General features: G+C 67.7%; 20 protein-coding genes. 15 read left to right on the top strand and 5 right to left on the bottom strand.

Translation table 11 applies throughout. The annotated features are described in order from the left end of the window. From ribE to ACAM26_RS08720, 4 genes are read left to right on the top strand one after another with little or no spacing between them, the layout of a single operon-like run. Positions 1-471: a 6,7-dimethyl-8-ribityllumazine synthase gene (gene ribE / locus ACAM26_RS08705; RefSeq protein WP_123142589.1), complete on the top strand. Its 471-nt coding sequence runs from the start codon at positions 1-3 to the stop codon at positions 469-471. 1 nt (position 472) lies between these two features. Next, entirely contained in the window at positions 473-982 is a 510-nt protein-coding gene (nusB, locus tag ACAM26_RS08710; protein WP_123140392.1) for a transcription antitermination factor NusB, read from the top strand. After that, positions 972-1,934, top strand: a complete 963-nt coding sequence (gene thiL / locus ACAM26_RS08715; RefSeq protein WP_123140391.1) for a thiamine-phosphate kinase — start codon at positions 972-974, stop codon at positions 1,932-1,934. The genes nusB and thiL overlap by 11 nt, the downstream gene beginning before the upstream one ends. Beyond that, on the top strand, positions 1,912-2,409 hold the full coding sequence (locus ACAM26_RS08720; protein ID WP_369613450.1) for a phosphatidylglycerophosphatase A: 498 nt from the start codon (positions 1,912-1,914) through the stop codon (positions 2,407-2,409). The genes thiL and ACAM26_RS08720 overlap by 23 nt, the downstream gene beginning before the upstream one ends. A 55-nt stretch (positions 2,410-2,464) precedes the next feature. On the opposite strand, the gene ACAM26_RS08725 is transcribed toward ACAM26_RS08720, so the two are convergent. The 3 genes from ACAM26_RS08725 to ACAM26_RS08735 form a co-directional block, all read right to left on the bottom strand. Then, the gene (locus tag ACAM26_RS08725) at positions 2,465-2,836 is read right to left on the bottom strand and encodes a PilZ domain-containing protein (RefSeq protein ID WP_123140389.1); all 372 of its coding nucleotides are present in this window, start codon (positions 2,834-2,836) and stop codon (positions 2,465-2,467) included. Between the two features lie 239 nt (positions 2,837-3,075). Next, positions 3,076-4,809, bottom strand: coding sequence for a cation acetate symporter (locus tag ACAM26_RS08730; RefSeq protein ID WP_123140388.1), 1,734 nt, complete (start codon positions 4,807-4,809; stop codon positions 3,076-3,078). Further along, on the bottom strand, positions 4,806-5,114 hold the full coding sequence (locus ACAM26_RS08735) for a DUF485 domain-containing protein (protein WP_123140387.1): 309 nt from the start codon (positions 5,112-5,114) through the stop codon (positions 4,806-4,808). The genes ACAM26_RS08730 and ACAM26_RS08735 overlap by 4 nt, the downstream gene beginning before the upstream one ends. A 672-nt stretch (positions 5,115-5,786) precedes the next feature. Between ACAM26_RS08735 and ACAM26_RS08740 the strand changes: the two genes are divergently transcribed. Further along, on the top strand, positions 5,787-6,803 hold the full coding sequence (locus ACAM26_RS08740) for a DUF2333 family protein (protein ID WP_223806094.1): 1,017 nt from the start codon (positions 5,787-5,789) through the stop codon (positions 6,801-6,803). A 55-nt stretch (positions 6,804-6,858) separates the two neighbouring features. Here the strand turns inward: ACAM26_RS08740 and ACAM26_RS08745 are convergent, their stop codons facing one another. Together ACAM26_RS08745 and ACAM26_RS08750 are read right to left on the bottom strand one after the other, a co-directional pair. Beyond that, positions 6,859-7,269, bottom strand: a complete 411-nt coding sequence (locus tag ACAM26_RS08745) for a hypothetical protein (protein ID WP_123140385.1) — start codon at positions 7,267-7,269, stop codon at positions 6,859-6,861. Between the two features lie 92 nt (positions 7,270-7,361). Then, positions 7,362-8,321 (bottom strand): hydrolase, encoded by a 960-nt coding sequence (locus ACAM26_RS08750; RefSeq protein WP_123140384.1) that lies wholly within the window; start codon positions 8,319-8,321, stop codon positions 7,362-7,364. Between the two features lie 223 nt (positions 8,322-8,544). Between ACAM26_RS08750 and ACAM26_RS08755 the strand changes: the two genes are divergently transcribed. From ACAM26_RS08755 to pufA (ACAM26_RS08800), 10 genes are all read left to right on the top strand, one after another. Then, the gene (locus ACAM26_RS08755; RefSeq protein ID WP_123140383.1) at positions 8,545-9,894 is read left to right on the top strand and encodes a TolC family outer membrane protein; all 1,350 of its coding nucleotides are present in this window, start codon (positions 8,545-8,547) and stop codon (positions 9,892-9,894) included. A 77-nt stretch (positions 9,895-9,971) separates the two neighbouring features. Next, complete coding sequence (gene aroC / locus ACAM26_RS08760; RefSeq protein WP_123142586.1) at positions 9,972-11,078, top strand: chorismate synthase; 1,107 nt, start codon at positions 9,972-9,974, stop codon at positions 11,076-11,078. Positions 11,079-11,117: 39 nt separating this feature from the next. Beyond that, a complete protein-coding gene (locus tag ACAM26_RS08765) occupies positions 11,118-12,272 on the top strand; it encodes an MFS transporter (protein WP_123140430.1) in 1,155 nt (384 codons plus the stop codon). Positions 12,273-12,386: 114 nt separating this feature from the next. Beyond that, positions 12,387-14,483, top strand: coding sequence for a glycogen debranching protein GlgX (gene glgX, locus ACAM26_RS08770; RefSeq protein WP_369613451.1), 2,097 nt, complete (start codon positions 12,387-12,389; stop codon positions 14,481-14,483). 259 nt (positions 14,484-14,742) lie between these two features. Beyond that, on the top strand, positions 14,743-15,966 hold the full coding sequence (locus tag ACAM26_RS08775; protein ID WP_369613452.1) for a glycoside hydrolase family 57: 1,224 nt from the start codon (positions 14,743-14,745) through the stop codon (positions 15,964-15,966). 99 nt (positions 15,967-16,065) lie between these two features. Then, complete coding sequence (locus tag ACAM26_RS08780) at positions 16,066-16,821, top strand: hypothetical protein (protein WP_369613453.1); 756 nt, start codon at positions 16,066-16,068, stop codon at positions 16,819-16,821. A 3-nt stretch (positions 16,822-16,824) separates the two neighbouring features. Beyond that, positions 16,825-18,288, top strand: coding sequence for a glycogen synthase (locus ACAM26_RS08785; protein WP_369613454.1), 1,464 nt, complete (start codon positions 16,825-16,827; stop codon positions 18,286-18,288). Between the two features lie 376 nt (positions 18,289-18,664). After that, positions 18,665-19,009: a light-harvesting antenna LH1, alpha subunit gene (gene pufA / locus ACAM26_RS08790; protein WP_132229825.1), complete on the top strand. Its 345-nt coding sequence runs from the start codon at positions 18,665-18,667 to the stop codon at positions 19,007-19,009. Between the two features lie 88 nt (positions 19,010-19,097). Then, positions 19,098-19,238, top strand: coding sequence for a light-harvesting antenna LH1, beta subunit (gene pufB, locus ACAM26_RS08795; protein ID WP_062277812.1), 141 nt, complete (start codon positions 19,098-19,100; stop codon positions 19,236-19,238). 48 nt (positions 19,239-19,286) lie between these two features. Then, a complete protein-coding gene (gene pufA / locus ACAM26_RS08800; RefSeq protein ID WP_123140376.1) occupies positions 19,287-19,442 on the top strand; it encodes a light-harvesting antenna LH1, alpha subunit in 156 nt (51 codons plus the stop codon). Positions 19,443-19,469: the final 27 nt, after the last annotated feature.

Here is a 19,469-nt window from a genome sequence, read left to right on the forward strand (position 1 = left end):
ATGACCATTCATACCATCGAAGGCACCATGCGTGCCGATGGCGCCCGCTTCTGTCTGCTGGTGGCGCGCTGGAACAACTTCGTCGTCGATAGCCTGGAGCGGGGCGCGATCGACGCGCTGCGTCGTCACGGTGTCGAGGAGTCGGACATCACCATCGTGCGCGTGCCCGGTGCCTTCGAGATGCCGGTGGCCGCCGAACAGATCGCCACGCGCGGCGGTTTCGACGCCATCGTCGCCCTCGGCGCGGTGATCCGTGGCGGCACCCCCCACTTCGAGTACGTCGCCAACGAGTGCGTCAAGGGGCTCGCCCAGGTCGGTCTCAGCCACCGGCTGCCGATCGCCTTCGGCGTGCTCACCGTCGACAGCATCGAGCAGGCGATCGAGCGCGCCGGCACCAAGGCCGGCAACAAGGGCGCCGAGGCCGCGCTCTCGGCGCTGGAGATGGTCTCGCTGGCACGGCAGTTCGACTGAAATGGTGAGTCCACGCACCCAGGCGCGTCGCTATGCGGCGCTGGCCCTCTACCAGTGGCGTCTCACCGGTGAGGACCCGATGGCGATCAAGCGCCACATGCTCGATGACCCGGATTGGCTCGATGCCGTCTCGGCATCGCTGCAGGGCATCGATGAGGACGAGACGCTGGCCTCGGCGCACCGTTTTCGCTTCAACCTCGAGCTGTTCGAGCAGCTGCTCGCCGGGGTCCCCGAGCGCATCGAGCCGATCGACGCCCAGCTCACCCGCTTTCTCGATCGCCCGATCGAGCAGGTCGATCCGGTGGAGCTGGCGATCCTGCGTATCGGCGCCTTCGAGATCCTGTTCTCTGCGGCGATCCCCGACGGGGTGGCGATCAACGAGGCCGTCGAGCTCACCAAGTTGCTCGGCGCCCACGAGGGCCACAAGTACGTCAACGGCGTACTCGACAAGATCGCCCGTCATCAGGCGGTGGCGCGGCGCGCCGCCGAACGTCCCGACGGTGACGGCTGAACCCGGCGCCGAGTTCGCGCTGATCGGGGCGCACTTCGCCGGGCTCGGCGCGGCACGCGAGGATGTGCTGCTCGGGGTCGGCGACGACTGCGCCCTGCTGCGGGTGCCGCCGGGGCAGTCGTTGGCCGTCAGCCTCGACACCCTGGTCGCCGGCGTCCACTTCTTCCCCGACTGCGATCCCCACGCGCTCGGTCACAAGACCCTGGCGGTGAGCCTCAGCGATCTCGCCGCGATGGGCGCGGAGCCCGCCTGGGCGACCCTGGCGCTGACCCTCCCTGCCTCCGATCCGGCGTGGCTCGCGGCCTTCGCCGCCGGTCTCGGCGAGCTGGCTTGCGCCCACGGGGTGCGGCTGGTCGGTGGCGACACTACCCGGGGGCCGTTGACCATCACCCTGCAGCTCCAGGGGCTGGTACCGTCCGAGGCGGCGCTGCGTCGTGATGGCGCATGTGCGGGCGATCGCATCTGGGTCAGCGGCACCCTGGGCGACGCGGCGCTGGCGCTCGCCGAGCTGCAGGCCGGTCGCGATCCCGATCCGGCGCTGCGCGCGCGGCTCGAACGTCCGACCCCGAGGGTCGCGCTCGGGCGCGGGTTGCGCGGCATCGCCAGCGCCGCGATCGATCTCTCCGATGGGCTCGTCGCCGACCTCGGGCATGTGCTCGCCGCCTCCGGCGTCGGCGCCGAGCTGCAGCTCGGCGCGCTGCCGCTCGGTGAGGCGGTGGCCGCGCGCGCGGACTGGTCGCTCGCGCTCGCCGGCGGCGACGACTACGAGCTCTGTTTCTGCGCGCCGCCCGGTCGCGACGGTGAGATCCTGGCGCTGGGGCAGCGTCTCGGCTGTCGTCTGACCCCGGTCGGTATCATCCGCGGCGATGACGACGCGCTGCGTTGCCTGCTGCCAGACGGCACCGTGCTGAACCCCACGAGGAAGGGCTATGACCACTTCGCCGGCGCCTGAGCGCCCGGCGCGCGCGGGCTTCGATCCGCGTCGCGCACACCATTGGATCGCCTTCGGGTTCGGCTCGGGGCTGGCGCCGCGCGCACCCGGCACCTTCGGTACCCTGGCGGCGATCCCGCTCTATCTGCTGTTCGCCGGGCTGTCCTGGCCCTTCTATCTCGGCTTGCTGGTGCTCGCCACCGGCATCGGTATCTGGGCCTGTGGGCGCACCGCGCGCGAGTTGGGGGTGCATGATCCCTCGGCGATCGTGTGGGACGAGTTCGCCGGTTTCTGGCTGACGATGGCGGTCGCCCCCGCCGGCTGGGGCTGGATTCTCGCCGGGTTCCTGTTGTTCCGGCTGTTCGATATCTGGAAGCCCTGGCCGGTGCGCCTCGCCGATCGTCACGTCGAGGGCGGGCTCGGCATCATGCTCGACGACCTGATCGCCGGTGCCATGGCCGCGCTGGTGCTCCTCGGCGCGGTCTGGTTGCTCTGATCGGCAGGGGGAGGGTGAGACTGGGCGCGCCGTCCTGCTGGCGCGTGCGGCGGACTCAGTGGGCGTGGGTCTCGGCGGTGGTGTGACGGTCGATGCGCGGCGGATAGGCCGGCGGCGCACAGAAGGCGATGCCGATCATCCAGCGCTGGGCATCGTGTCCGGCCTCGACCCAGACCACCGAGCCGGTCACCTGCAGCGGCTCGATCGTATCCTCGAGCGCCATCTCCAGCAGCAGTCGCGAGCGGATGGCGAAGCGCTCGCCGGCGCTGATGCACATCCCCCCCTCGCCGATGTCGTGGCCGTTGACGTGATAGATGTGCTGACGTCGCTCGATCCGTTCTCCGGAAAGCGGGATCAGCCGCGCCTCACCGGTCCATTCGCGGCGCTCGTAGCGGCGGCGTTCGGCATCATCGCGATTTGCGTACATGGTGTTTTCATCCTCCCGGGGCTGCCTGTTTAATCCGCTGTTTTTCTTGTTTTTATCCAGTATAGACGCTGCTGCGTCCGGTGCTGCCGGGTGAGTGGGCCGTAGATGGCGAAAACGGGAGGGATGCGGGGCGGGAGATGAGGGGCGTCCGGGCGTTGCGCCCGGACGATCGGAGCAGTGCTGGCGCGTCCCTGCGCCTCGACGCCCACCGCCCGCGTGCGCGGGCGGTGAGCGGGACCTCAGTGGCTCGCGGCCCCCTCGGCGCCGATCCCGGTCTCGCAGCGGATGCGCTGGGCACGATAGGCGCTGCGCTCGCGCTGGGCCTGCTCGGAGTTGTCGAGCAGCGAGACCAGCCAGATGAAGAAGAAGGCCATCGGGATGGAGACGATCGCCGGGTTGTCGAGCCCGATCAGGCCGACCGGCACCGGGGTGCCGTCGGGGCCGGGCGCGGTGTGACCGAGCACATCGCCCCACACCGCCTTCGACAGCACCGTCAGCACCACCGCGCTGAGCAGACCGGCGAGACCGCCGGCCAGTGCTCCGCGGGTGGTCATCCGCCCCCAGAAGATCGAGGCGGCCAGCACCGGGAAGTTGGCGCTGGCAGCGATCGCGAAGGCCAGGCCGACCATGAAGGCGACGTTCTGGCTCTCGAAGGCGATGCCGAGTGCGATGGCGACCAGTCCCAGCCCGAAGGTGGCGAAGCGCGAGATGCGGATCTCGGTGGCCTCGTTGCCACGACCGCGCGCGATCACGCTGGCATAGAGGTCGTGGGAGATGGCCGAGGCGCCGGCCAGGGTCAGCCCGGCGACCACGGCGAGGATGGTGGCGAAGGCCACCGCCGAGATGAAGCCGAGGAAGAGGTTGCCGCCGACGGCCTCGGCCAGCCGGATCGCGACCATGTTGGAGCCGCCCTCAACCCCGCTGACCAGGCGCTCGCTGAGTACCGCACCCTCGGCGCTCAGTGCCTCGGGCTTGAAGAACTCGGGGTGCTGGGCGAGCAGCACGATCGAGGCGAAGCCGATGATGAAGGTGAGGATGTAGAAGTAGCCGATGAAGCCGGTGGCGTAGAACACCGACTTGCGCGCCTCCTTGGCATCCGGGACGGTGAAGAAGCGCATCAGGATGTGCGGCAGGCCGGCGGTGCCGAACATCAGCGCCAGCCCCAGCGAGATGGCGTTGATCGGATCCTGCACCAGCGAGCCCGGTCCCATGATGTCGAGACCGTTGGGGTGGATCTCGGTGGCCTGGCGGAACATCTCCTCGGGGGAGAAGCCGAAGGCCGAGAGCGCGGCGAAGGCCATGAAGGTGGCGCCGGAGAGCAGCAGCACCGCCTTGATGATCTGCACCCAGGTGGTGGCGGTCATGCCGCCGAAGATGACGTAGACCATCATCAGCACGCCGACGGCGACCACCGCCATCCAGTACTCGAGACCGAACAGCAACTGGATCAGCTTGCCGGCGCCGACCATCTGCGCGATCAGATAGAAGGCGACCACGACCAGCGAGGAGAGCGCGGCCATGGTGCGGATCTGGGTCTGGCCGAAGCGGTAGGAGGCGACGTCGGCGAAGGTGAACTTGCCGAGGTTACGGATCTGCTCGGCGAGCAGGAACATGATCACCGGCCAGCCGACGAGGAAGCCGATCGAGTAGATCAGGCCGTCGTAGCCGGAGGCGAAGACCAGCCCGGAGATGCCGAGGAAGGAGGCCGCCGACATGTAGTCGCCGGCGATCGCCAGACCGTTCTGGAAGCCGGTGATGCCGCCGCCGGCGGTATAGAAGTCCTTGGCGCTGCGGGTGCGGCGCGCCGCCCAGTAGGTGATGCCGAGGGTGCCGACGACGAAGGCGACGAACATGCTGATGGCGGTGACGTTGACCGCCTGTTTCTCCACCGCGCCGCTCATTGCCGGGGCGGCGGCGAGACCGAAGGGGATGAGCAGGGCGGCGAGTACGCCCCAGGGTGCGAAGCGTCTCATCGTGCCTCCTCCTGGATCTCTTTGGTCAGGCGGTCGAAGTGACCGTTGGCGCGCACCACGTAGATGCCGGTGAGCAGGAAGGCGCTGAGGATGATGACCACACCGAGCGGCATGCCGATGGTCATGATCGCGCCCTCGGCGACCGGGATCGCCAGGAGTTCAGGGGCGAAGGCGATGGTGAGGATGAAGCCGTAATAGATGCCCAGCATCAGCAGGGTCAGCACCCAGGCGAAGCGCTTGCGTGATCTGACCAGCTGTTGATAGCGCGGATTCGCCTCGATAGCGTCGATCGATTCTCGTTGCATGGGTTTATCCGAAACACGATGAGTGGGGTCTGTGCCTCGACTCGGCGCCGCGCGCCGCTGCCTGCGGCCCCAGACCAGTGCCGCTCGGCGCTCGATGTCTGTGTTTCGGGTCCAGCTCAGCGGGGACGCGGTGTGCTTGTCGCTTTCCGCACAAAACAAAAGGAAAGACCGATTCTCTTGGTCATTCCTCGCCGATGTCAACAAAAAGTTGATGCGTTATCTCAATCGGGTGGATTGTGAAACTGCACCGGCGCACACAGCATCAAAGGTGGACGAGACGTGTCTTCCGTGCGCGAGCATGGTGGTTACCGATGGCGATGGCGCATGTGTCTTGGGGAACGTTCGGCGCATGGTGCAGTCTCTAGGCAACACCGCATGGACCCGGGGCCGGTCTCGGGGCGAGAATGGTAGGGTCGGGTTTGATGTCAGGGCGGGTTGCGCCCGACACGCCCGGTTGTCTGTCCGCAATCACTCGAGGTGGGCGCGGGCCTCTCGCTCGTCGGGTAGCGCATCGCGTGGCCCGGGCCGCGGTACGACGAATTTCGGGACGCTGTCCCCCGTACCGCCATGGGGGCTGCGTCCTTGTCAGACTTTCAGTCAGTAAGGAGTCAAGTGATGGACCTGAATCTATCCGGCCTCAGGGCCGCGATCCGTCGACGAGCCAAGAATTTAATGGAACTCTACAACCCGCGCATCTGGCGCGAACGGGGCCTCTGGTGGACCAGCGGAGTATTTCTGGTCACCTATCTGTTGGTGGTATTGGTGCTCGGCATCGTCTGGTCGCGCTCGCCCGGCGAGTTCGATGTGCGCGAGAGCGCACTGGAGATGGTCGGGGGCGACGAGGCCCGACTGGTCCCGGGCACCCTGACCACGGCCACCGCCATCCGCATCGTCGAGACCCTGCTCGACAAGCCCGGTGGCTATCTCTCCAATGATGTGATGCCGCCCGGGGTCTATCTCGACAATATCCCCAGTTGGGAGTTCGGTGCCCTGACCGAGGTGCGCGACCTCGTCGACTCGCTGCGCAATCACCTCAGCCGTGCCCAGTCGCAGTCGATCGAGGACGTCGACCTGCAGATCGCCCAGCCGCAGTTCAACTACAACGCCAACTCCTGGATCCTGCCCTCGAGCGAGTCCGAGTACCGCAAGGGTGCCGATGCGCTCTATCGTTATCTTGAGCGACTCTCCGACGAGCGCGCTCAGGATGGTCAGTTCTTTGCCCGCGCCGACAACCTGACGATGTATCTGGGGCTGGTGGAGAAGCGTCTGGGGAGTCTGGCGCAGCGTCTGTCCTATGCCGTGGGGCAGCGTCAGCTCAACACCGACCTGGCTGGCGACCCAAGCGCGCGTCAGTCGACGGCGGTCCCCGAGGAGCGGGTGCAGAAGACGCCGTGGAACCAGATCGACGACGTCTTCTTCGAGGCGCGTGGTTACACCTGGGCGTTGCTCCACACCCTCCAGGCAATCGAGGGTGATTTCAAGTCGGTGCTCGAGAACAAGAACGCGCTGGTCTCGCTGCGCCAGATCATCCGCAAGCTCGAGGAGACGCAGAGCCCGATCTGGAGCCCGCTGATCCTTAACGGTACCGGCTTCGGCCCGATGGCCAATCACTCGCTGGTGATGGCCTCCTACATCTCACGGGCCAACGCGGCGATCATCGAGCTGCGCACGCTGCTCGAGATGGGCTGAACGGGGCGGGCGGCACGACCGCCGCCCGTTCGTCATCCTACCTGGCCGGGGGCGTTCAGCCCTCGGCCTGCTCTTCCTTCTCAGCGGACGCTGCCGCCTCGACGTCGCTCGGTGCGGTGGTGGCGCGGTGGCTCGCCGCGCAGGCGGCCACGCACTCTTCGCGCTGGATACGGCAGATGCGCAGGTCCGCGCCAAGACAGACGTCGGGCTTCAGGCAGCCGGCGCCGCGATTGGCGACACAGGTCTCGTAGTCTTCCCCGATCATGCGAATATGGGTCTGGCACTCGGTCTCGCGGATCTGCTGGCGCTGCTCGCAATGCGTGCTGGCGATCTCGCAGCGTGCCAGGCAGGTCTGTGACTGCGGGTCCTGGGCCTTGAAGTCACTGCTGGTCTCGGGGGTGGCGCAACCGCCCAGGCTCAGTGCGAGCAGGGCGGCGGCGAGGACGGGGGCGAATGCAAGCGGCATCGGCGTGACTCTCCTTCGAAAATGGGCGAAGACTAGCATAGAAGCCCCGGGCTGAACGCCGCTCGGCGATACCCGGGGCTGAGGGTGGCGATTCAGCCGCGCAGGTCGCGCAACTGCGCGAGGATACGCTGCTCGAGCCAATAGATCGGGCGCCAGGGATGGCTGCCGGAGACGAAGCCGACATGGCCGCCGTGGCGGCTGAGCTCCAGGGTGACGCCGGGGCCGAGTTCGTGTGCCATCGGGACCGTGGACGGATACATGAAGGGGTCGTCGGCGGCGTGGATGATCAGCGTCGGGGTGGTGATCCCGCGCAGATAGCCGCGACAGCTCGAGCGGCTGTAGTAGTCGAAGACACCGGCAAAGCCGTTGAGCGGTGCGGTGATCTGGTCGTCGAAGTCGTTGAAGTCGCCGATCCGCTCGAGGTCGACCGCCAGCGGCAGGGGGCGGTCGGCGAACTTGCGTCGCAGGTTGGCCTTGAGCCGGTCGAGCAGATAGCGACGATAGACCCTCGAGAGCCCACGATTGAAACGCAGCATGCCGTCGCGCAGCACGAAGGGGACGGAGACGGCGATCGCTGCGCCGACCCGCGCGGTGTCGCGCTCGCCGAGATACTTGAGCAACAGGTTGGCGCCGAGCGAGAAGCCGACCGCCGCAAGCGGCTCGCCCTCGGGGTCGGCGGCGAGCTGCTCGAGCACCTCGGCGAGGTCCTCCGAGGCCCCCGAGTGATAGGAGCGATCGAGCCGATTGGGTGCCTCCGAGCAGCCGCGCAGGTGCATGAACACCGGCTGGAAGCCGGCGCCCTCGAGGGCGTGGATCAGTGAGCCGGCGTAGTGCGACTCGAGGTTGCCCTCGAGCCCGTGGATCAACACCACCCGCGGACCGACGGGGCGACCGATGGCGAGATCGATGAAGTCGCCATCGCTGAGCTCGATGCGTCTCGGGGTCAGGTCGAGCGGCGGGCGTCGGCGCATCAGCGCCGGCCAGACGGTCTGCAGATGGGCGCCGGGCAACCACCAGGCGGGACGGAAGTCGCTAGCGACGAGACGTGCCATCGTTGGGGGAATCCTTGTGAGCGGGGAACGGCGGGCGGTCTGCGCGGTGCGGGGACGTCCGGTCGGGGCAGGGCGCCGACGCATTGAGGGCGGGCCCGCTTCTCCCCTATACTGCAATCCAAGCATGATGACGGAATCCCGTCTCGATTGGAACCATCGCCTCCGGATCCAAGCACGATCTCCAGCCGTCGTGCGCGGGTCTGCACCCAGGAAACCAAATCCGATGCGGAAAACCCTTCCGACCCTGATCACGGCTCTTCTGTGCGGGATCGCGCCGCTGAGCCAGGCCGAGGATCTGCTGCAGATCTATGACATGGCCGCGCAGAGCGCGCCCACCCTGCGCGAGGCCGAACAGCGTCTGTTCGCCTCCCGCGAAGCCCGCCCCCAGGCCCAGGCACTGCTGCTGCCGAACCTGAGCGTGCAGGGCGACATCGACTATCAGAGCGTCGACAGCAGCGGTACCAGCACCTTCGGCAGCTTCGACCGCTATGACAAGTACGGCACCCAGGGGCTGCAGGCGGTGGTCAACCAGACCGTCTACGACCGCGCCAGCTGGATGACCCTGAAGCAATCCGATCATGTCATCGCCCAGGCCGAGGCCGAGTTCCGCGACTCCCAGCTCGAACTCATGGTCCAGACCACCGAGGCCTATTTCAACGTGCTGCGCGCCGCCGACGCGGTGACCGTGCAGGAGGCGCTGCTGCGCGCCAACGAGCGCCAGCTCGAGCAGTCGCGCCAGCGCTTCGAGGTCGGTCTGGTGGCGATCACCGACGTCAACGAGAGTCAGGCCGCCTACGACCGCTCGCGCGCCGACCTGATCACCGCGCGCAACGATCTCGACAACGCCTGGGAGGCGCTGCGCACCATCGTCGGCCCGATCCAGGTACCGCTGGCGCGCCTCGGCGACCGCCTGCCGCTCTCGCCGCCCGAACCCAACGAGATCGACGTCTGGGCCAAGACCGCACTGCGCAGCAACTACGGCATCATCGCCGCGAGCGAGGCGGCCAATGCCGCGCGCAAGGGCATCGAGATCGAGCGCTCCGGCCACTACCCCTCGGTCAACCTCCAGGCCGGCTACGACATCTCGCGCTCCGATGCGACCTTCGACACCGACTCCGACACCGGTTTCGTCGGTCTGAGCGTCAACATCCCGGTGTTCCAGGGTGGGGCGGTGAGTTCGCGCACCCGTGAGGCCGGCTACAACTTCCGCGCCGCTCAGGACCGACTCGACCAGACCCGTCGTCAGGTCAGCCAGCAGGTCAAGGACGCCTATCGCGGCATCCTCTCGAGCATCGAGGACGTCAAGGCCCGTCAGGCCTCGATCGTCTCGGCGCGCTCGGCGCTGGAATCGACCCAGGCCGGGCTCGAGGTCGGCACCCGCACCCAGGTCGACGTGCTCAACGCCCAGCGCAACCTGTTCCAGGCCGAGTTCGAGTACCTGAGCGCGCGCTACAACTACATCGTCAATGGGGTCAAGCTCCACCAGGCCACCAGTACCCTGAGTCGCGAGGTGCTGGCCAAGGGCAATGCCTGGCTCGATCCCGACGACATGGTGGCGCCGCCGACCTATTGATCCGTCGGGCCGCGCCGGTGTGCTCGGCGTGGCTCGATCCGTTGTCCTGAATCCTTCTCGTTGCCTGGATCCCGATCATGTCTGGAAGCAGTCTCGGTAAACTGTTCGTCGTCTCCGGTTTCGGCGAGAGCCACGGGCCGGCCATCGGCGGCATGGTCGACGGCTGCCCGCCCGGGCTGGCGCTGTGCGCGGCCGATCTGCAGCGCGACCTCGATCGGCGCAAGCCGGGGCAGTCGCGCCACACCACCCAGCGGCGCGAGTCCGACACCGTCGAGATCCTCTCCGGGGTGTTCGAGGGGCGTACCACGGGGGCACCGATCGGGCTGCTGATCCGTAACGAGGACCAGCGCTCCAAGGACTACTCCGAGATCGCCACCCGCTATCGTCCCGGCCACGCCGACTACTGCTACGACCAGAAGTACGGTCATCGCGACTATCGCGGCGGCGGTCGTTCCTCGGCGCGCGAGACGGCGGTGCGGGTCGCCGCCGGGGCGATCGCCAAGAAGTATCTGGCCGAGCAGGTCGGGGTGCGGATCCGCGGTCATCTCTCCCAGCTCGGCCCGATCCGTCCGCGCGGCTTCGACTGGGCGGCGGTCGAGTCCAACCCCTTCTTCTGGCCGTGTCGCGAGAGCGTGCCCGAGCTCGAGCGCTTCATGGACGAGCTGCGCAAGTCCGGCGATTCGATCGGGGCGGCGCTCACCGTGGTCGCCGAGGGGATGCCCACCGGGCTCGGCGAGCCGATCTACGACCGGCTCGACGCCGACATCGCCCACGCGATGATGGGGATCAACGCGGTCAAGGGGGTCGAGATCGGTGACGGCTTCGCCTGTGTCGAGCAGCGCGGCAGTGAGCATCGCGACGAGATGACCCCGGAGGGCTTCCTCTCCAACCATGCCGGCGGGGTACTCGGCGGCATCTCCTCGGGCCAGGACCTGGTGGTCCGTATCGCGCTCAAGCCGACCTCGAGCATCCGCATCCCCGGGCGCTCGATCGATCGCGACGGCAACCCCGTCGAGGTGGTCACCAAGGGGCGTCACGACCCCTGTGTGGGGATCCGCGCCACGCCGATCGCCGAGGCGGTGTTGGCAATCGTGTTGATGGATCATCTGCTGCGCCACCGCGCCCAGAACGCCACCACCCAGGCGCCGATCCCACCGATCGCCGCGCGCGCCCCCGGCGCCTGAGTCCGCGTGCGCGCCCCCGTGGCGCCGCGCGCCCCCGTCATGCCCTACTGGCGTCTCTCCGGCTACTACTTCTTCTATTTCGCCTCGCTCGGGGCGTTGGTGCCCTATTGGGGGCTCTATCTGCAGGATCGCGGCTTCGATGCCCTGGCCATCGGCCAGTTGATGGCGATCCTCTACGCCACCAAGGTCGTCGCCCCGCTGGTCTGGGGTCAGCTTGCCGACCGCAGCGGCCGGCGGATGCCCTTGGTGCGGCTCGCCGCGCTGCTCTCGGTCGTGCTCTTCGGGCTGATCTTCTTCGGCGAGGGGTTCTGGGCCACGGCGCTGGCGATGGCGCTGTTCAGCTTTTTCTGGAACGCCTCGTTGCCGCAGCTCGAGGCGGTGACCTTCAATCATCTCCGCCGTCGGCCGACGCGCTATGCGCTGGTGCGGGTGTGGGGTTCGGTCGGCTTCGTGCTGGTGGTGGTGGCGCTGGGGATGGCGCTGCACGTGCAGTCGTTCGCGATCCTGCCCTGGTGGGTGCTGGCGCTGCTCCTTGGGATCTGGTTGACCAGTCTGGTGATCCCCGACAGTGCGCCAGTGCATGCCAAGGGCACCGAGCCCCGGATCGGGGCCTTGTTGCGCCGGCCCGCGGTGCTTGCCTTCTTCGCCGCCTGTCTGCTGATGCAGCTCGCCCATGGCATCTATTACGCCTTCTACTCGATCCATCTCGAGGCCAACGGCTACGGTACCGACGCCGTCGGCGGGCTGTGGGCGTTGGGGGTGGTGGCCGAGGTGGCGATCTTTCTGGTGATGCACCGCCTGCTCGAGCGCTTCGGGGCGCGTCGGGTGCTGCTCTGGAGTCTGGCCCTGGCGGTGGTGCGCTGGCTGGTGATCGGCGCCTGGGTCGAGCTGCTGTGGCTGCAGGTGCTCGCCCAGTTGCTCCATGCCGCGACCTTTGCCACCTTCCATGCCGCGGCGATCCATTGGGTCCACCATGCCTTTCCGGGGCGCACCCAGGGGCGCGGGCAGGCGCTCTACAGCGCGCTGAGCTTCGGCGCCGGCGGCGCCGCCGGCAGCCTGATCGGTGGGTTGTTGTGGGAGGACGCCGGTGCGCTGGTGACCTTCGGCGGCGCGGCGCTGGCCTCGGCGGTGGCCTGGGTGCTGGCCTGGGGCTGGGTCGATCGTCCTGCGCCGGCGGCGGTGCGGCACGCCTGAGGCGGTCGGGGCGAGCGCCCGTGCTATGCTCGCGGTGCCTGTGACGCCGCGGCTGCGTCACCTCTTCAGCTGTCCCTTCCGGCAGCATTCGCAACCGGGGCTGCGTATTCCGTCATGGTCGTTCTCAATGCTCCGTATCACACCCTGCCCGGGCACCGTCACCCGCCGGGGGCGACCGTGGAGGACGCCGGGGTCAACTTCTCGGTGTTCAGTCGTCATGCCACCGGTGCCGAGCTGCTGCTCTATGCCGGTGCCGACAGCGCCGAGCCCTTCCAGGTCATCCGTCTCGACCCCGAGGTCAACCACACCTTCTTCTCCTGGCACGTGCTGGTGGTCGATCTGCCGCCGGGGACCCACTACACCTGGCGCATGGACGGTCCCTTCGATCCGCAGGGCAACGGCTGGCGCTTCGACACGGAGGTCGAGCTGGTCGACCCCTGGGCGCGCGCGGTCAACGTCTGTGACTGGGACCGCTGGCGCCGTCAGGACGAGGGCGTGCGCCCCCACGACTCGCCGCGCGGCGTGGTGCTGGCCGAGGAGTACGACTGGGAGGGCGACACCCCGCTGCGCCGAGCCTGGGAGGAGACGATCATCTACGAGCTGCACGTCGGCGGCTTCACCCGACATCCCAGTGCCGGGGTCGCGCACCCGGGGACCTTCCTCGGACTGATCGAGAAGATCCCCTATCTGCGCGCGCTCGGCATCAGCCATGTCGAGTTGATGCCGGTGATGGCCTTCGACGAGCAGGACGTGCCGCCGGCGGTGTGGCGAGCGGGGCTGCGCAATTACTGGGGCTACAGCAGCTACGGCTTCTTCTCGCCACACCCGGGCTATTGCGTCGACCCCGAGGCCGGCTGCCACCGGCGCGAGTTCCGTGATCTGGTCAAGGCGCTGCACCGCGCCGGCATCGGCGTCATCCTCGATGTGGTCTTCAACCACACCAGCGAGGGCGGGGCGGGGGGGCCGACCCTGACCTTCAAGGGCTTCGGCAACGAGACCTTCTACTGTCTCGACGTGCTCGATCGGCGCATCTATCTCGATTTCACCGGTTGTGGCAATACCGTCAACGCCAATCACCCGCTGGTGGCGCGCTATATCATCGACGCGCTCGAGTACTGGGTGCGCGAGATGCACGTCGACGGCTTTCGCTTCGACCTGGCCAGCGCCATGGCGCGCGACGCCGACGGTCAGCCGTTGGCCAACCCGCCGGTGTTGTGGGGGATCGAGCTCTCCGACACCCTGGCCACCAGCCGGATCATCGCCGAGGCCTGGGACGCCGCCGGGCTCTATCAGGTCGGCAGCTTCCCCGGCTATCGCTGGATGGAGTGGAACGGTCGCTATCGTGACGTGATCCGTCGTTTCGTGCGCGGCGATCCCGGGCTGGTGGCCGAGGTCGCCACCCGGCTCGCCGGCAGCAGTGATCTCTACCAGGCCAACCTCCGCCATCCGCTCAACAGCGTCAACTTCGTCACCTGTCACGACGGTTTCACCCTCTGGGATCTGGTTTCCTATAACCGCAAGCGCAACCTCGCCAACGCCGAGGACAACCGCGACGGCACCGACGACGATCTGAGCTGGAACTGCGGCATCGAGGGTGAGACCGATGACCCCGAGGTGCTGGCGCTGCGTCGGCGTCAGGCCAAGAATCTGCTTGCGCTGCTGCTGCTCAGTCAGGGGGTGCCGATGCTGCTCGCCGGCGACGAGGTGCTGCGCAGCCAGGGCGGCAACAACAACGCCTGGTGTCAGGACAACGCCGAGAACTGGTTCGATTGGTCGCTGGTCGAACGCAACGCCAGCATGCTGGGTTTCGTGCGCGGCCTGATCGCGCTGCGCCAGCGCCATCCGAGCCTGCGCCGGCGGCGCTTTCTCAGCGGTCGGGCGCGCGCTGGCGGGGGGCTGCCCGACATCCGCTGGCACGGGCTCGAACCCGATCAGCCCCCCTGGGATGACCCCGAGGCGCGGGTGCTCGCCTTTACCCTGGCGCCGTTGCACAAGACCGAGGCGGTGCTCCATGTCGCCATCAACATGGAGCCCTGTGCCCGCCGCTTCACCCTGCCGCAGCTCCCGGGCGTTGCCTGGTTCCGTGCGCTCGATACCGCCAGGGCCTCACCGACCGACCTGATCGAGCCCGACCTCCAGCCGCCGCACCCGGCCTCGGTGCTGCTGGTGCGCGGCCGTAGCCTGGTGGTGCTCGAGGGGCGGGCCGAGTAGGGCGCGTCGATCGTCAGCCTCCAGCGGCCAGCTTTCAGCCTCCAGGGGCGAGGGCTGGCTGGCGGCGGCTGACGGCTGGTGGCTCTTGCCTGTCTCGCGCTCTTTGCGCCATTGCGGTTCAATCCTCTTGGCCGCTGGCCGCTGGCCGCTGGCCGCTGGCCGCTATCCCGCGCTTTACCCGTCCCGCCCCATTGTTTAATGTGGGATTGCTCTAGCCCGTGGATGTCACGGGACTCGTCGACCCGCTGTTCAGATCCGGATGACCGTCACCAATATCGCCCACGCGCTCGGGCTCCACATGCACCAGCCCCCGGGCAATCTGCGCCTGCTGATCGAGGTCAGCCCCTGGGAGGCCGAGCAGATCATCCGTTGTTACGAACGGGTCCTGCGCTATGCCGAGCACTTTCGCGATGTCGCGGTGTTGCATGTCGGTTTCTCCGGGGTGCTGCTCGAGCAGCTGCTCGATCCTGAGGTGGTCGCGCGCTATCGCGCCATCGTCGACATCCCGGCGATGCTCGATCGATATCGCCGGGCGGCCAACATCGAGCTGGTGGGGACAGGGTATTCGCACCCGATCTTCCCGTTGATCGCGCGCGCCGACTGGTCCGAGCAATTGACGCGGGGGCGGGCCCTGATTGAGCGCGCCTTCGGCCGCGCGCCGCGTGGGTTCTGGCCGCCGGAGCTGGCCTTCACCATGGAGATGATCCCGGCGCTGGTGAAGGCCGGTTACGACTATGTGGTGGTCGACGGTGGCCATGTGCGCCCGGCAGATGGCATGAGCGACGTGCTGCGCCCCTATCTGGCCTGTCATGATGGCGCCTGCATCCGTGTGGTGCCGCGCGATCGCGCCCTCTCCGGCGCGCAGCAATCGGGACTGGAGCCCGATGGTTTCGAGCGCGAGGTCTGTGTCCGCGCTGCCCGCTCGCCGCGTCCCCGCGAGCCGCGTTTGCTCACCACCTGGTGCGACGGTGAGAATGGTGCCTGGCTGCGTCAGACCCAGGAGCAGGCTGGCTTCTTCGGTCATTTCTTCGCGCCGCAGATGACGCGCTGGCGCGCCGGCGAGAGCATGATCCGTCCGGTCTCGCTCGGACGCTATCTCGATGCCTTTCATCCACGCGTCCACGCGCGGGTCCAGACCGATTGCTGGAACGCCGATGTCGGCGCCGCGCTCTCGCGCTGGACCGGTAGTCGGGCGCAGCGTGCGGCGGTGACCGAGCTGGTGCGACTGAGCGAGCGGTATTGGAGTCTGTTGCGCGAATATCGCGAGGATGACGATGATGGCCACCTGACGCGCGCCCGGCAGTTGATCCTCGAGGCCGAGACCAGCTGCTATCTGTACTGGGGCGAGTCCTGGCTGCCGTATCTGCATCAACGCCTGGAGGCTGCTGCATCCGCCTTGGCCGAGTTCGCGGGAGAGAGCGGCTCGGCGCCGCCTCCGATATGCTGCGCGGTCGATTTGACGTCGGCCGACGCCGAGGCCTGATGGGGCTGATTTGAAGAGGAGCGCAGAGCGATCGATATCCACCAAGACTTCAGCGCGGACGAGGTCAGTGCGCGTCCCGGCGATGCCGCCGATGCGGTGATGGTCGATCCATCGCTGATGTCGTATCCGGTGTCGCTGGATTTCCCTGCGCCCCGGCGTGGCAGTGAGGTGACCCTGTTCGAGCGCGCCGCCGGTGGTATCGGGGCGAGCTGGTGTCTCGCCTCGACCGATGTGGCTCGCGCCGCCGCGCTCTTTGGTCCTGGAGGGGCGAGTCCGGTGGTGCGGTTGCTGCGTGCGGATCCGGGCGCCGGCGATCGGCTGGTGGCGGAGCGGGTGGTGCGGGCACGGGTGAGCGGTGGCGCGCATGGGCTGATGGGACTCGTGGAGAGACCGCCGAGCGGTGATTATTGCGCCGAGCTCGGGCTCTCCGACGGCGCCGAGGGCTGGGTGATGATCGCCCGCTCCGAGCCCTTCGCGCATGGACTCGGGCTCGAGGTCGATGTCGAGCGGGTGCGCCGCGGTGTCGTGGCGCGAGGCGATGTCGCCGCCTCGGTGTCGATCGCCGCGCCTGCCGATGTGTCGCGGCCGGAGGAGGCGCGACTGGTCGGTCAGGCCCCGCCGAGATTGGAGTACGCACAGCCCTCGCCGCGCGCCGAGGATGTCGTGGTCGAGGCGCGGTTGTGCGTCTCGGGCTGGGCGCCGCCGGGGCGCGAGATCGATCTCTTCGGTCAGCCGTATCGGGTGGGGCCCGGTGGGCGCTTCCAGTTCGAGTGTCGGGTCGAGGATCCTGAGTTGCTGCGTGCGATCCTGGCGCAGCATCCGCCAGCGCTGGCGTCGCGCACCGAGGAGGACTGAGCGATGCGCGTGGTCATGGTCGGCGCCGAGTGTGCGCCCTTTGCCAAGGTCGGTGGACTCGGTGACTTCATCCAGGGGCTGGCGCGCGCCCTGGCCGCGACCGGTGTCGAGGTCCAGGTGCTGCTGCCCTATTATCGCGGGCTGCTGCCGGAGCCTTTCGTCTCGCGGCTCGAGCCGCTCGACGTCGCAGTATCGATCCCGCTCGACGGCGCCGCGCTCGAGTGCACCTGCTGGCGTCTGCGCGCCGAGGGACTCGACTGTGTCCTGATCGATCCGGCGGGTGACTGGTTCCGCCGCCCGCACGTCTACGGTGAGCCCGACGACGGGCTGCGCTTCGCGCTGTTCGCGCGCGCGGCCGATGCGCTGCTGCGCCGCCCCGGATGGCGGCCCGACATCATCCATTGTCACGACTGGCAGAGCGCGCTGCTACCGGCGCTGCAATGGGCCGTGACGGATGCCGGCGAGCCCCCGGTCCGGGTCTGTCTCACCCTGCACAACCTCGCCCATCAGGGGCTGATCGAGCCGGCGGTGTTGGCCCGTCTCGGGGTCGATGTCGGGACGCTGCTCGGTCCGGGGCCGCTCGACGATCCCGCCGCGCCGGGGCGGGCCAATCTGTTGCGTGGCGCCATCCACTGTGCCGACTTCGTCAATACCGTCTCGCCGCGCTATGCCTGGGAGGTCCTGCACACCGGGCAGGGCATGGGGCTGCAGGGGGTGCTACAGGCCCATGTCGACAAGTTCGGCGGCATCCTCAACGGCATCGACGACGCGCTCTGGGATCCGCGGACCGATCCGCTGATCCCCGTCCACTATGGCCCCGACAGCCTGTCGCTCAAGGCCCGCAACGGCGAGGCGTTACGCCGGCGTCTGGGGTTGCGCGCGCGCGCCGCGCCGATCCTCGCCGTGGTCAGTCGGCTCGACGCGCAGAAGGGTGTCGAGCTGATCCTCGGCGGGATCGACAGCGCGCTCGCGCTCGGCTGTCAGGTGGTGCTGCTCGGCGCCGCGCCGGATGCGGCGGTGGCCGCGCGCTTCGCCGCCAAGCGCGAGGCGCTGGCCGACTGTCCCGATGCCCATCTCGAACTCGCCTTCGACGAGGGGCTGGCCCATCTCATCTATGCCGGTGCCGACATGATCCTGGTGCCGAGCCGCTATGAGCCCTGCGGGCTGACCCAGCTGATCGCGATGCGCTACGGCACCGTCCCCCTGGTGCGTCGGGTCGGCGGTCTGGCCGATACCGTGGTCGACGCCAACCACAGCGATCGCCCGGTGGGTGAGCGCAACGGTTATCTGTTCGAGGCGCAGACGACCGAGGCGGTGCATGCCGTCCTGGGTCGCGCCGCTTGGCTGTGGCGCCATCACCCGGATCACTTCGATCGTCTCCGGGACAACGGGATGCGTGCCGATCACGGTTGGCGGCGCCCGGCGGCGCGTTATCTCGACCTCTATCGCGGGCTGCTCGGCGCGTGATCCCGATGTCTGGCGCGGCGTGCGTGCCGCGCCAGGTTCGGGACGTGAGAGATGGTTCCGGGACCTTCCTGACGTCTGTGGCTTCAGCCTCACCGGGGAGTGGGGTGCGTCGATTTCCGGGTGTCATGGTCGTCTCGGGAAACTAGCAATTATCGAACCATGAAATGTCTTGCGAATTGAAATGAAAGCCGATTCAGCGGCTTGTCTGTCCATTAAAAACATCTGTCCAATTTTATTGACATCACAAGGCGTCAAGCTAATATGACACCTGGGATCCCCAAGGGGTTCTGAGAAATTTCAAGGTCTGGCTGATTGCCAGGCCATTCGGTTCTCGATCACCGAACTCTCAATTCGCAATCCGCCGAGGAGGAGAATCATGCAGGTATTCGACTACAAGCCGATGGAACAGGATTACCGGATCTGGTTGGTCGTCAATCCCTCAACCTGGCTGATTCCGATCCTTGCCGCGGTGCTGGTCGTCGCGCTCGCGGTCCATGTCTATGCCTTCTCGCTCCCGGATCAGGGTTGGGCGGCGCCCGAGGCGGCTGCCGCGCCCGAAGAGGTCGTGGTCGTCGAGGAGGTGGTCATCGTCGAGGAGCCGGCCGCAGTCGAAGAGGCTGCGCCTGCCGCCGAAGAGGCCGCGCCGGTCGAGGACGCTGCACCTGCCGAGGAGGCCGCACCGGCTGAAGAAGCCGCTCCGGCCATGCCCGAGACCGCTTGATCCGTCTCCGTCGTGACGGCGAGCCGTTCGTCGTCGCGGCACACCCGCCGCGGCCCCGGTCGCGGTAACCCATGACCCATCTTGGAGGATGACCCCAATGAGTCTTTCCGGACTGACCGATCAGCAGGCGAAGGAATTCCACGAGCAGTTCAAGGTGACCTACACCGCGTTCGTCGGGCTTGCTGCGCTCGCCCATCTGTTCGTCATCGCGGCCAATCCCTGGTTCTGATCTCACGCCCACCGGCGTCCCTGACCATCACTCAAAGAGAGAGTTGTCATGAGCGATATCGCAAAGCCGAAAAACCCCGATGACGATTGGAAGATCTGGCTCGTCGTCAATCCTGCCACCTGGCTGATGCCGATCCTGTTCTCCGTGCTGGTCATCGCGCTTGCGGTGCACGCGGTGGTGTTCTCGATCGGTCTGGGCTGGTAACGGCCACCGATCCGGTGTCGCCGAGCG

It is taken from the genome of Marichromatium sp. PS1 (assembly GCF_041155115.1).
Taxonomy (GTDB): Bacteria; Pseudomonadota; Gammaproteobacteria; order Chromatiales; family Chromatiaceae; genus Marichromatium; species Marichromatium gracile.